This window comes from Candidatus Nitrospira nitrosa, assembly GCF_001458735.1.
Classification (GTDB): domain Bacteria; phylum Nitrospirota; class Nitrospiria; order Nitrospirales; family Nitrospiraceae; genus Nitrospira_D; species Nitrospira_D nitrosa.
The window spans coordinates 124,317-136,062 of record NZ_CZQA01000012.1; the positions used below are offsets into that span (position 1 = coordinate 124,317).

Sequence of the window (11,746 nt, forward strand, 5' to 3'; positions counted from 1 at the left end):
TTCGCTGACTGCGGCCTTGCCGGACAGCCCTTTTGACCATTCTGCTAAAAGACTGTCCGCTTCTTTTCAACCACCTTCTTGATCTTCTTTTGCCCGTACCACACCTTCGCATTGCTCTCCAGATCGATCATCTGAAGATCCACCTGATAGAACACGGCCTTCGCCCCGTCTGCTTCGTCAAGAATGGTGGCAATCGTCCCCTTCATCATGAAATCGGCCCCGGTTTCTTTTCCCGGAGCCTTTTGCGTCTCTTCACGCGCATAGATCGCCTGTTCTTTTCGTTCAGTTCTCACCTCATCGCGTTCGCTCTTGCCGGCCACAAAGGTGACTTTTTGAGAATTGGTGAGTTCTCGCTCCAAATCCGTGATAAAGGTCTGAACGCTGATATGTTCGTGGCTGCTATTTAGGACGGTCCCCACGACGACGACGGGCTGACGCTGAGTGGCCTTTTCAAAATTCCCAAGCCAAGGATATTGGAGCGCATCCTTGACCATCGCCTCGGCAACCATCCGGGAGTCCGTATCATTCCACCTCCCGCTCAGATCGGTCACCACCCCGGCATCGACACGAGTCACCCTGGTCTCATGACCGCATCCGCTGAGAACAAAGGCAACACCCAGCGTCGCAAGAAGAGAAAGACGAATTCTCTGGATCACGATGAACCTCCGAAAGGAAGCAGCGGCTTGATGACGTTAAGACTACTGAATCCCTCGCTTTTCCTCTTCCTTCTCCAAACGCTCGAACATTTTATCGGCATTCTTCCGCACAAAGTCCCGGACCTGAGCATTGAGTTCTTTGGCCTGCTCCAGATTGTTCTTCATATCCTCTAAACTCAGCTTGGTCAAGACATAATATGTGTTGGTCTTGGGATCCATATATTGATCAATCTTCCGGACCCCACTGAGTGTCGCAGTCGTGATCGTTTTTTGAGCCCGCTCAACATTCTGCTCTTCCGTATTCCGCGTAAAATCTCCCGCCGTGGTTGATGCGGCATAATCTCGCATCAGATAGCCCGTATAGGTTTCAAAGGTCTTGGCGATCTCGGCCCTTCCACGATTCTCTGCCGTCTCCCAGGCAAGCGGCGCATTCCGTACTCCGGATACCGCCCCCACCCCATAGAAGGCTTTGCTGTCTTTCTCATTGAAGACGCCCGACCCCTTCTGGACCCATTTGGGTGGTCCCCCACAAGCGGCGAGTCCCATGACAAAAAGGACAGCAAGACCGAGGCCGGCCAGTCTTGAGTACGTCGCTTGTGACCTGATCATACAACCCTCCTTAAAGAAAATAGGTAGATACGCCGTACGTAGAACATCCCGAGAAAAAATGTTGGATTCATGCTAACATGCGTTTTTTTATCAGTCAATGCAAGGCACATTTCATTCAGATTCCTCAACGCTACCAAGGAGACACTGTGGCAGACATCCAGATTGACGATGGCATCATCAAAATTCTCACGCTCGACATCCAGGACCCCAAAGCGGCTGCTGTGCTCTCAGCATACCCTCAGGCTCGTTGGGCAGAAATCACTCGCCGAGCGATCAAGATCGGCCTGGGATACCTCAAGGGGGGGGAACAGGGATAGTTACCAGGCCATTGACGGCCACAACGGCTGTTTCTGCTTGCAGGAGCTCGGTCGACTCAGGAGGGTCATTTCACGGCCGACCCTCTGGAGATCTTGCCTTCAACCAACACCATATCTCCATCACCATCGATGCGAAGACTCGATGGATGCTGGAGACCACCAGACATCACCTCGACCTGCCGTACGAGGTAGCTCCCCAGTTCGGAGGCCGTAAGCCAACCGTTTCCATCCAGATCTGCCGTACCAGACAGTCCTCCGAGGAAAGCCTCGACAAAGCGACTGCCCTGGTCTGAACGGCTGACCGTCTCTCCCGGACTTGCCGCACTCACGACTTGCACCGCCCGCCGCTCCGTATCGGACTCTGGCGCCATCCGTCCTTCCAGTGAAAGCCCAGGGGCTTCGGTCGTCTCCCAGCCAAATACCGGTGCATCCAGAATAAGGAGCGTGTGCGCTGAAGCAGACCGGCGCGCAAATTCTTTCAACTGTTCGACCGTGATGGATTTCGTGGAGCTATTAATCGGTGCATCAAACGGAACCAAGTAGCTGCGATCCTGCCCCTCGGAGTCTTGCATCACCCCGGCATGGCCCACATACACAAGAACAAGCCGGTCCATCCTGCCAACTTTTCTCGGCAGCATGTCGTTCAGCAGCTGCTGCAGGCGTCGGGAACTGGCATCCCTGTCGTAGAGTTCGACCACTTCATCAAATCCCAATTGCCGAAATGCCTCCGCCACTTTCTTCGCATCCTTGATGGCTCCCGGAATCGGCGGTGCCAAGACATACTGTTCGATCCCAATCACGATCGCCCAGGATTTGTAATAGAGCCCTTCCGGCTTGCCCAATTGCGCCTCTGCACCCGACAAAACAATCAGCGACAGCATGGCCATCAGAGACGCTGCCAGCGTAACGGATCTCCGAAGTATCAACCGAGCAGATATCATTCTCAACCTCTGTGGAGCATTCATTATGGGGTTGTGAGCCTATCTCCAGCCATAGCCGGTGTCAAGAAACTGCATTGAAGTGCTCGTCCCTCGTGAGCTAACTGCTCACTCCCTGCATGGTTGCAGGTATCCATGACTTTCTCCATAATGCCCCCTTCTGCCCTGGACTGCCTTGAAGAAGGAGACAAGCCTGCCATGAGTGATCAGATCGAGACTCTCTTAAAGGAAAGTCGGACCTATCAGCCGACTGCCAAGACGATCTCTGCAGCCTACATCAAAGAGTACGAAACCGAGTACAAGAAGTCCATCGCGGATCCGGAGACGTTCTGGAGTAATGCAGCCAAGGAACTCGAGTGGTTTGCGCCTTGGAACAAGGTCTTGGAGTGGGACTATCCATGGGCGAAATGGTTCGTCGATGCGCGATGCAATATCGTCTACAACTGCCTCGACCGTCACGTCAAAACCTGGCGGAAAAATAAGGTTGCATTAATTTGGGTTGGCGAAAATGACCAGGAACGCATCTTCACGTACGGTGAGCTCTATCGACAGGTCAATCGCTGCGCTAACGCCTTGAAGAAGCTTGGAGTTCAAAAAGGTGACCGCGTCACCATTTATCTTCCGAAAGTTCCAGAACAAGTCATTGCCATGCTGGCTTGCGCCAGGATCGGCGCGATCCACAGTGTAGTCTACTCAGGCTTCAGCGCGCCGGCCCTCGCGAGTCGCGTGAACGACGCTGAGGCAAAACTCGTGATCACCGCCGATGTCGGCTTCGATCGCGGTAAAGTCATCAACCTGAAGCCCGTGGTGGATGAAGCACTCAAAAGCTGCCCCACCGTCGGCCATGTGGTGGTCGTCCGGCGTCAGGTGCCTGGGCCAGCGCTTTCAGCCCCAAAGGAAATTGATTGGGGTGACTGGATCAAGCAGGAAAGTGCGCGGTGTGAAGCGGAACAACTCGATGCAGAAACCCCGCTCTACATCCTCTACACGTCCGGTACAACCGGCAAACCCAAGGGCGTCGTCCATGTCCATGGGGGTTACATGGTCGGCACCTACCTGACGACGAAATATGTGTTCGATTTAAAGGACGATGACGTATACTTCTGCGTGGCCGACCCTGGGTGGGTCACAGGCCACAGCTACATCGTCTATGGACCACTGCTGAATGGCGCGACAATCCTCACGGCAGAAGGAAAGCCTGACTACCCCACTCCAGGACGCTGGTGGGATCTGATCGAACGATACGGCGTCTCCATTTTCTATACCACTCCGACAGCTATTCGCCTACTGATGCGCTACGGCGAAGACTGGCCAAAGAAATCTGACCTTTCCACACTCAGAATCCTTGGCAGTGTCGGCGAGCCCATCAATCCAGAGGCGTGGGAATGGTACTACCGTGTGACCGGTGGGGACAAACCGATCATGGACACCTGGTGGCAGACAGAAACGGGGGCGATTCTGATTACTCCGCTTCCCACCGTCCCGCTCAAGCCTGGCTCGGCGACCCGTCCCTTTCTTGGAATTGAAGCCGATGTCGTGGATCGTGCAGGCAACAGCCTCCCAGCCAATGCGGGTGGCTTTGCCGTCATCAAGAAACCGTGGCCGTCCATGATGCGCACCATTTACAAGGATCCCGAGCGATACAAGACCTACTGGAACACGATCCCCAATTGCTATACGGCCGGCGATGTGTGCCATAAAGATGTAGATGGCTACATGTGGTTCATGGGCCGTGCCGACGATGTGATCAAAGTCGCCGGCAATCGGCTCGGCACCGCTGAAGTGGAAAGCGCCTTGGTCAGTCACCCCGCCGTCGCGGAAGCTGCCGTCATCGGCAAACCTCATAAGACCGTCGGGGAATCCATCAAGGCCTTCATCATCTTGAAACAGGGAGAGCAGGAAAGTCAGGCGTTGATCAAGTCGATCAAGGATCAGGTCTTGAAGGAGTTAGGCAAGATCGGCGTGCCGTCTGAGATCGATATCGTCTCGTCCCTGCCGAAAACGCGGTCCGGGAAAATCATGCGTCGCGTGCTCAAAGCGAAAGAGCTTGGCCAGGACCCTGGAGATATCTCGACGATTGAGGAGTAACGCACGTGGGACGAGGTGGACGAAAACCCGGCGAGCCGATCTATCTGCGACGACACATGATCGCGCTCGCCCTGGCCGTGGGACTGCCGATTGTCCTGTTGCAACTATATAAGATCTATGTCGGTCCGGTGAGTTTCGATGCCCAGATGGGATTTGGGATTCTCGTCTCCATCCTGGCCGGTCTCATCCTCTACTACTCCTACCGATCGTCCGCGCAGAATCAGCCGTAGAAACGTGGCTGTCGCTCGCCCCTCGGAATGCCAAGAAAACATGATTGCTTGATTCAATTTCTGGCCTCATAGAGATCTTAACCTTGTGATTGCGCATAATTATGCGTTACATTATGCGCATCACTTACACATTGAGGTAACCCATGGCCGTGGCATACAAGAAGGACGAAATCCTCAGTGCATCTCGAGTCGCAAGATCCTTTGGAAAAGTGCTGACCGATCTGAAAGCCAGGCATCGGCGCCGGGTCGTCGTCCTCAAAAATAATCAGGTAGAAGCTGTCATTGTGCCGGTCGATGATTATGAAACGATGGCGGAGGCGCTCGACCTCTTGGAGCACATGGAGATCCATCGCCTAGTTACACAGCGGGGGCGCAAGAAAGTGAAGAAAACCGTCCCCCTGGAGGCGCTGCTGAAGGAGCAACGACTTGCGGTATAGCGTCGTCTTCACTGTCGCAGCTGCCGAGGACTTTCGACAGCTTGATGGATCACTGAAAGAACCGGTCTCAAAGCAACTCAGAAAACTCGAAACTGCTCCACGGCTCGGTGAACATCTTGGTAATCGAGCAGGTCTCGACCTCACCGGCTACTACAAACTCTACGTAGCAAAGAAATCAATCCGTATCGTGTACAGGATTATCGACCACGAGATCCTGGTCGAAGTCGTTGCGATCGGAAGGCGAGAAGATCTCACGATCTATCAGGAAGCCCTCAAGCGGTTAAAACACAAGAATCGATAGAAGAACTGTTCATCGGCATCTCCCAAACGTGTCATAAAGGTATTGGCCTCCTAACTTAGGCTGTGCTTTTACAGCTGTACAAGATCTATGTTGATCTGGTGAGTTTTGATGCACAGATAAGATTTGGGGTGCTCGTCTTCATCCTGGCCGGTCTCATCCTCTACTACACCTACCGATCGTCCGAGCAGAACCAGCCGTAACCACTTCCAATGATAACGATGCCTGACATTTCTTGAGAGACGGATAGTACTGCGTCCATTGGAGTCCGATGGTTTAGGCCCCCTCTGAATCAATGATCTGCTGAATACCGCATTTCAACCCTGGGAGTTTCACCTGCACCACATCCCATACCAACTGATAGTCCACCCCAAAGTAACTATGGATCAAGCGGTCGCGCATCCGAGCGATCGGACGCCATTCGACTTCAGGATGCGATAACCTGAACTCCTGAGGCAGGTTCTTTACAGCTTCGCCAATAATTTCCAAGCTGCGCACGAATGCGCGGCGCAGCGTTTCATCATCGGCAAAACTTTCATAGGTCAGGCCATGGCTCCGATCCAGGAGATACGCCACTTCAACAAGGATATGCCGCAAATAGTCACGCGGCTCGAAGGACATCGGCAGCCTCAGCCAAGATAGACGGCCCAATAAAAGGCGAGAGGGACTCAGTAGTAACGATTTCAACCTGGCGCCCCAACGTATCTTCGAGGAGATCCGCCAGCGCCATGAATCGATCGAACGTCTTCACTTTCAGGTCAAACTCGACAAGCACATCCACGTCACTATCGGGACGGGCCTCATTGCGAAGTACAGAGCCGAAGAGCGCCAATCGACGGACACCAAGACGTCGAACCTCGGAGTCAACGGTTTGCAGCCGCCGGATCGCCTCGTCACGGGTGAGGGACATGTTACTCATAGGATGAACATACACGAAACATCCTATTGATGCCAGACGGAAGGCCTAACAGTTCCGCAGCGTACCGGTAGGCACGACACAGCCGGAAAGTACACTTCAGTTGTCAGGACAGTCGCAGAAGTTGAACGGGAGTTGCACTGACGGAGACTAACCTCATCGACACACCTCACTCGTCACGGCATAGGCCACCTCTTCGCACCTCTCGTCGCCCCTCATGATTCAATATCCTACCTCAGAGAGCAACACCATCTAACCTTCTCTCCTGCCCGGGCACGATTCGCGACTCGCCTCCAACTGAATGCTCCCACGACCCCCTTTGGACAAAACATTGACGTATTAATTCCTCCAACCGTCAACGTTTTGTAACTATATAACGTATATTTCACTAGGTGTTTAGTAAATCATTGAAAACCGCACTACATCACTATGGCGCGGCTCTTGCTTGCCTATATCAGCAGTTGTGAGCCTAACCACCCAAGGAGGAATCGATGGAATGTCCGAAGTGTCAGGGGATGATGATGTTGGAGCGGTTCTCGGATTTCTTTATCGTGTTCTACGCCTGGAAATGCATTAACTGCGGGGCGATGATCGACCGCACGATTGCCACCAACCGCCGAAAGAGTCTGGCGGCGCGAGAGGTGCAAACCGTTGCGGCAGGCTAAGCAGAGATAATATGGGTTTGGAATCCCGTCGGGAGTCTGTTACCAACATCTTGCTTCTTCTTGAATTCAAGGTTGAAGAGCAACACCTGCGGCCCGCGCAAAGACTTCGGCTGGGGTCCGATAGGCGAGGCATTTCCGGGGTCGATTATTCAATTCCTCCACGACCGACGCAAGTCGGTGTGCCGTGATCGTCGAGAAATCTGTCTGTTTCGGGAAATAATCGCGTAATAAGCCGTTGGTGTTCTCATTCGTCCCACGTTCCCATGCCGCATAGGGAGCGGCAAAGTACACCTGGAGCCCCAGGGTCCGTTGAAGACAGCGAAACGACGCCCATTCACTCCCGTTATCCACGGTGAGGGTCCGCCGTACATGCGCTGGAAGCGGGTGCAGAAGTTTCCGCGTGGCCACCGTGACCTCTGTAGCAGTCCGGCGTGACACCTTGGCCGCCAGAAGAAAGCGACTGCGCCGGTCCACGTGCGTAGCCACGAAGCCGCGCTGGCCTCGACCGACCACGAGATCCCCTTCCCAATCTCCCAGGCGTCCTCGGCGTTGTGCAATGGCCGGTCGCTCGGCGAGAGACACGCGTCCTTTGAGGCGTGGAGCACGCGGCCCACTCCCGTAGCGTTTCCGACGCCGACAATGGTGGCGGAGGTACCGCGACCAAGATCCTCCCGTGCGGTGATCAGCTGCCAACCATGTATAGATCGTTTGATGGCTGATCCGCATCTGAGTGGCGTGGGGATAGTCAACCCGCACACGGTGAGCAATCTGTTCGGGCGACCAGCGGCACTGCAGCTTCTCTTGGACATAAGTTGCCAGCATACCACTCGTCAGATGTGACCGCCGAATGTTACGGCGACGGCGCTGCGCATCGCAATGGGCCCAGTACCCAGCATAGGCTCCACTTCCATCACCGTTCCGTCGCAGTTCCCGGCTGATGGTACTCGGCGCTCGCCCGAGCTGGGCTGCAATGGACCGAATAGACCAGCCAAGCATTCGCATCGGGGCCATCATTGACCGTTCTTCCAAGGTGAGGTGCTGATAGGGCATGGCAGACTCCTCGTTGCTGGAGGTGAAATGTCTGCCCCACTCTATCGAACCGCACCACCCAAATCTCTTCGTCGCGACCTGCGTTGCACTTCAAATTAGAATTCATCCCTTAAGCTATCATTAAAAGACTCCCGATAATCATCTCGAAGGCTCCTCTCTTGAAGAGTAGAGTCGTTGCTAACGCGACGGGCTCATCCACTTTAACCGAGGAGGTTGCGATGATGTGTTATGCGGGCATTGATCTCCATGCCACGAATAGTGTGCTGGTCGTGATTGATGAAGCGGATCGAGTGCTGTATCAGAAACGCCTCCGCAATGACCTGGCCGTGATCTTCACGGCCTTAACACCGTATCAGACCACGCTGCAGGGCGTGGTCGTTGAGTCCACCTATAATTGGTACTGGTTAGTCGACGGGCTCATGGAAGCAGGGTACCGGGTCCACCTCGCTCATGCACCAGCCCTGCCGCAGTATAGTGGGCTCAAGCATGTTGACGATCAACACGATGCGCAGTGGTTAGCCCATTTACTCCGGCTAGGTTTGCTCCCTACCGGGTACATTTACCCCAAAGCGGAACGGGCCGTGCGGGACTTGTTGCGGAAGCGCAGTCAGTTGGTTCGGCACAAGACCATGGTCGTGCTGAGCCTACAAAGCCTGCTGACACGACTGACTGGCAATCGGCTCTCCCTCCCTCGGCTTCGACAGCTCACCCCAGAGGGCATTCAGGCACTTGTGCCATTTCCCGAACATGTGCAATCGGTCAGCAGTTCGTTGGCTGTGCTGCAATGTCTGGAGCACGAGATTCACACGATTGAGGGCACGGTTCGGGAAGCGGGGCGGACTCAGCCGGGCTATGTGCTCTTACAGACCGTCCCCGGAATCGGGCCGATCTTGGCGGGCACCATTCTCCTGGAAGCCGGTGACCTGCGGCGGTTTGCGACCGTGGGACACTTCGCCTCCTACTGTCGCTGTGTCGGCAGCGAACATGTGAGTAACGGCAAACGCAAAGGGGCTGGCAACACGAAGAACGGCAACAAGTATTTAAGCTGGGCGTTCATCGAGGCGGCGCACTTCGCCATTCGCTATGAGGCCGTGATTCGCACGTATTATCAGCGCAAGCAGGCACGGACGCATCCCCTTGTGGCGCTGAAGGCCGTGGCCCATAAATTGGCGCGGGCCTGCTATCACATGCTCCGTGCGCAGGTGCCATTCGATCTGTCCCGCGCTTTTGGCTAGGCGCGGCAGAGCTGGGGGGAGCTGGGAGCTCGCAAAGGGGTTGAGGCCACACCTCGCACTCCCGATTAGCCCCGGTCTTCCCCCTTCAACTCCCTCGCCACTGGCGTGGGGACTGAGACGCCTCGACCGTGAGCCATGATGGGGTTGGCGCCAGCCCGCTGGTAGCCAGACGTCCTGTGCGTAGGTATGCTGGACACGGCCGGGAACCGACGGTTGTCTGGGGCACGAGGTGCCAGGGGCTGGAGTGGATCCCCGACGGGGCTCGCTCCCACGCCTTGATCCTGATGGGTGACTGGTGCGGCTCAAATCCGAGCTGACACTGCTGACGACGACAACCGGGATGCGACGGAGTCACGCGACCACCATGGCGAGGGAAGACGTCGTCGGAGACCTCGCCCCGTTTGTAGGATACGGAGGGCATGATCGGCTGTGCCCTCTTGACCGGAGCCTTCGAGATGGGCGACCCCATACTTTTGACCAATACTTTTCTCACTATATTTTTGACCGGGAACGCCTAACGGCGGAGATAACCGTCAGTGAACCCGCAGGGTTCACTGTACGTGTCCGCCGGCTTGTTCGGTCTTTCCCCTGCATGCTCTGATCGCATCATCTAACGCTGATTTGAACGATGCGTCCTCTTCTAATGACAGATCGGCTCTGGACCGCTCCAGATGCTCAATTAACCGTGCGTCCGCAGCAATCCCCGCTGCATCAATACTGAGCAGACTCACAGTCTCACTCGATTCCCATTCGCGAATTAGGATGTCTGCAACCTCTGGATCTTTCCGTTCTGCAAGTCCGACGATCGCCTCGCCCCGGATTTCGTGATCGGGATCTCCAAGATTGGCGCGAAACGCCTCGCGAATCTCGGGTGTGTCATCTTTGATCTGTGACCCGAGTCCAAATGTCGCCCAGTTGCGGACATCATGGTTGATGTCTGAAGATAGTCGGATCATGGCGCGTATCGCGTCAGGATGGCTATGTCCTGTCAGACCGTGTACGACGCCAAGCCGAATGACGGCGCTGAGGTGATCTGCGAACCGGAGGAGTGACGGTATTGCGTTTGGTTGTCCTCGATGGCCCAATGCCACAGCCGCCGCTGCGACAACCTCCTCATTCTCATCTTCGAGCAGTCGGACAAGTGCTGTAACCGATTCGTCTAGGAAACTCCGGTCTGCCCAACCCAACTGAGCCAAGATGTCAGCCCCAGTTACGCGATCCAACGAATCGGAACTACGCAAGTACTCGATCCCTCACTCAAACTCTTCACCGCCGCCACGATAGTGCACGAGTGCGAGGCTCGCATCGCCTTCGTCATCGTGAACCTTCGAGCGATAGCGCTCCACTACCACCCTGCTGGGCGTCACATAGTTCTCATATCTGGCGTCGTTTCTCACCCTGATCTTCCTGGTCAAACAATGTTTAGACAGACTGTATAATCCTGTTACTACAGCTTGTCCACATCTGCCTAAACCGACGGTTACACACCGATTGCCTGCTCTATCCCATTGGAACAAGGCAAGTTTTACTCTAATACCAAGAAAGATAGAGGTCAGGAGAGATAGGGATCAGAGTACAATTTCGAGAGAACGGTTTTTGTCATTAGGACTGATAGTCAGATCAGTCCACGCTTCTGCAGGTAGTCTTTATCAATGACTGGCGTGGTCTTCGGCAGGTGGCTCCGTTCTTGGAGCAGCCGTTCGACATACTTGCCGATGAGGTCGGATTCGAGATTCACAGTGTCGTTCACCTGCTTGAGGCCCAGTATGGTCACCTTCGCCGTATGTGGGATGATGGCAACGCTGAATCCTTGCTCGCTCACGGTATTGATCGTGAGACTGATGCCATCAACGGTAACCGAACCCTTTGCGACACAATAGCGCAGAATCTCCGGAGGCGCTCCGATGGTAAACACGATAGCATTGGCGTCTTGCTGTCGGCTGCGGATCACACCGACTCCATCAACATGTCCCGCCACCAGATGTCCGCCGATGCGTTCATTGAGCTTCATGGCCCGTTCAAGATTGACCGGCATGCCCACGGCAAAACTGCCGAGGGTCGTGACTGAGAGCGTTTCAGGCGAGACTTCCACGGAAAAATCGCGTTCGCTTCGTGAGACGACCGTCAGACAAATCCCATTCACGCTCACACTATCGCCGATTTTCAGATCACTCATCACCGTCGAAGCCAAAATCGTCAGCTTGGCTCCAGCCAGCGACTTGTTCATGACCGTAATCCCGCCCATTTCTTCGACAATACCGGTAAACATCAGTCTTTCCTCATGATGATCTGTTTCACTACATAGAC

The 11,746-nt window shown here is 54.8% G+C and carries 15 protein-coding genes; 7 read left to right on the top strand and 8 right to left on the bottom strand.

Annotated elements, in window-relative coordinates; all coding sequences use genetic code 11:
- Positions 1-44: 44 nt before the first annotated feature.
- Together COMA1_RS18325 and COMA1_RS18330 are read right to left on the bottom strand one after the other, a co-directional pair.
- On the bottom strand, positions 45-656 hold the full coding sequence (locus tag COMA1_RS18325) for a penicillin-binding protein activator LpoB (protein ID WP_090750983.1): 612 nt from the start codon (positions 654-656) through the stop codon (positions 45-47).
- Positions 657-698: 42 nt separating this feature from the next.
- Positions 699-1,265: an LPP20 family lipoprotein gene (locus COMA1_RS18330; RefSeq protein ID WP_090750984.1), complete on the bottom strand. Its 567-nt coding sequence runs from the start codon at positions 1,263-1,265 to the stop codon at positions 699-701.
- A gap of 146 nt (positions 1,266-1,411) precedes the next feature.
- Between COMA1_RS18330 and COMA1_RS21225 the strand changes: the two genes are divergently transcribed.
- On the top strand, positions 1,412-1,582 hold the full coding sequence (locus COMA1_RS21225) for a hypothetical protein (protein WP_176698169.1): 171 nt from the start codon (positions 1,412-1,414) through the stop codon (positions 1,580-1,582).
- Between the two features lie 65 nt (positions 1,583-1,647).
- Here the strand turns inward: COMA1_RS21225 and COMA1_RS18340 are convergent, their stop codons facing one another.
- The gene (locus tag COMA1_RS18340) at positions 1,648-2,469 is read right to left on the bottom strand and encodes a caspase family protein (protein WP_176698170.1); all 822 of its coding nucleotides are present in this window, start codon (positions 2,467-2,469) and stop codon (positions 1,648-1,650) included.
- A 249-nt stretch (positions 2,470-2,718) separates the two neighbouring features.
- Between COMA1_RS18340 and acs the strand changes: the two genes are divergently transcribed.
- From acs to COMA1_RS18360, 4 genes are all read left to right on the top strand, one after another.
- Entirely contained in the window at positions 2,719-4,608 is a 1,890-nt protein-coding gene (gene acs, locus COMA1_RS18345; RefSeq protein ID WP_090750987.1) for an acetate--CoA ligase, read from the top strand.
- A 5-nt stretch (positions 4,609-4,613) separates the two neighbouring features.
- Positions 4,614-4,838 carry a hypothetical protein gene (locus COMA1_RS18350; protein WP_090750988.1) on the top strand — a complete coding sequence of 75 codons (225 nt, stop codon included), beginning with the start codon at positions 4,614-4,616 and terminating at the stop codon, positions 4,836-4,838.
- Positions 4,839-4,981: 143 nt separating this feature from the next.
- Positions 4,982-5,275: a type II toxin-antitoxin system Phd/YefM family antitoxin gene (locus COMA1_RS18355; protein ID WP_090750989.1), complete on the top strand. Its 294-nt coding sequence runs from the start codon at positions 4,982-4,984 to the stop codon at positions 5,273-5,275.
- Positions 5,265-5,576 carry a type II toxin-antitoxin system RelE family toxin gene (locus COMA1_RS18360; protein ID WP_090750990.1) on the top strand — a complete coding sequence of 104 codons (312 nt, stop codon included), beginning with the start codon at positions 5,265-5,267 and terminating at the stop codon, positions 5,574-5,576. The genes COMA1_RS18355 and COMA1_RS18360 overlap by 11 nt, the downstream gene beginning before the upstream one ends.
- A 273-nt stretch (positions 5,577-5,849) precedes the next feature.
- On the opposite strand, the gene COMA1_RS18365 is transcribed toward COMA1_RS18360, so the two are convergent.
- Complete coding sequence (locus COMA1_RS18365; protein WP_090750991.1) at positions 5,850-6,194, bottom strand: HepT-like ribonuclease domain-containing protein; 345 nt, start codon at positions 6,192-6,194, stop codon at positions 5,850-5,852.
- Positions 6,175-6,492, bottom strand: a complete 318-nt coding sequence (locus COMA1_RS18370) for a nucleotidyltransferase family protein (RefSeq protein ID WP_218055425.1) — start codon at positions 6,490-6,492, stop codon at positions 6,175-6,177. The genes COMA1_RS18365 and COMA1_RS18370 overlap by 20 nt, the downstream gene beginning before the upstream one ends.
- A 488-nt stretch (positions 6,493-6,980) precedes the next feature.
- On the opposite strand from COMA1_RS18370, the gene COMA1_RS21230 reads away from it, so the two are divergent.
- Complete coding sequence (locus tag COMA1_RS21230; RefSeq protein ID WP_090750993.1) at positions 6,981-7,154, top strand: hypothetical protein; 174 nt, start codon at positions 6,981-6,983, stop codon at positions 7,152-7,154.
- A 66-nt stretch (positions 7,155-7,220) separates the two neighbouring features.
- Here COMA1_RS21230 and COMA1_RS18380 read toward each other — a convergent pair whose 3' ends face one another.
- The gene (locus COMA1_RS18380) at positions 7,221-8,204 is read right to left on the bottom strand and encodes an IS30 family transposase (RefSeq protein ID WP_090743169.1); all 984 of its coding nucleotides are present in this window, start codon (positions 8,202-8,204) and stop codon (positions 7,221-7,223) included.
- Between the two features lie 218 nt (positions 8,205-8,422).
- Between COMA1_RS18380 and COMA1_RS18385 the strand changes: the two genes are divergently transcribed.
- Complete coding sequence (locus tag COMA1_RS18385) at positions 8,423-9,439, top strand: IS110 family RNA-guided transposase (RefSeq protein ID WP_090742717.1); 1,017 nt, start codon at positions 8,423-8,425, stop codon at positions 9,437-9,439.
- A gap of 551 nt (positions 9,440-9,990) precedes the next feature.
- Here the strand turns inward: COMA1_RS18385 and COMA1_RS18390 are convergent.
- Both COMA1_RS18390 and COMA1_RS18395 read right to left on the bottom strand, forming a co-directional pair.
- A complete protein-coding gene (locus COMA1_RS18390; protein ID WP_090750994.1) occupies positions 9,991-10,680 on the bottom strand; it encodes a HEAT repeat domain-containing protein in 690 nt (229 codons plus the stop codon).
- A 374-nt stretch (positions 10,681-11,054) separates the two neighbouring features.
- Positions 11,055-11,708, bottom strand: a complete 654-nt coding sequence (locus COMA1_RS18395) for a riboflavin synthase (RefSeq protein ID WP_090750995.1) — start codon at positions 11,706-11,708, stop codon at positions 11,055-11,057.
- Between the last annotated feature and the right edge of the window lie 38 nt (positions 11,709-11,746).

Excerpts from the sequence above, each read along its gene's own strand:
- COMA1_RS18330 (WP_090750984.1), bottom strand. The coding sequence starts at position 1,265 with ATGATCAGGTCACAAGCGACGTACTCAAGACTGGCCGGCCTCGGTCTT.
- COMA1_RS18340 (WP_176698170.1), bottom strand. The coding sequence starts at position 2,469 with ATGGCCATGCTGTCGCTGATTGTTTTGTCGGGTGCAGAGGCGCAATTG.
- acs (WP_090750987.1), top strand. The coding sequence starts at position 2,719 with ATGAGTGATCAGATCGAGACTCTCTTAAAGGAAAGTCGGACCTATCAG.
- COMA1_RS18355 (WP_090750989.1), top strand. The coding sequence starts at position 4,982 with ATGGCCGTGGCATACAAGAAGGACGAAATCCTCAGTGCATCTCGAGTC.
- COMA1_RS18365 (WP_090750991.1), bottom strand. The coding sequence starts at position 6,194 with ATGTCCTTCGAGCCGCGTGACTATTTGCGGCATATCCTTGTTGAAGTG.
- COMA1_RS18370 (WP_218055425.1), bottom strand. The coding sequence starts at position 6,492 with ATGAGTAACATGTCCCTCACCCGTGACGAGGCGATCCGGCGGCTGCAA.
- COMA1_RS21230 (WP_090750993.1), top strand. The coding sequence starts at position 6,981 with ATGGAATGTCCGAAGTGTCAGGGGATGATGATGTTGGAGCGGTTCTCG.
- COMA1_RS18380 (WP_090743169.1), bottom strand. The coding sequence starts at position 8,204 with ATGCCCTATCAGCACCTCACCTTGGAAGAACGGTCAATGATGGCCCCG.
- COMA1_RS18385 (WP_090742717.1), top strand. The coding sequence starts at position 8,423 with ATGATGTGTTATGCGGGCATTGATCTCCATGCCACGAATAGTGTGCTG.
- COMA1_RS18395 (WP_090750995.1), bottom strand. The coding sequence starts at position 11,708 with ATGTTTACCGGTATTGTCGAAGAAATGGGCGGGATTACGGTCATGAAC.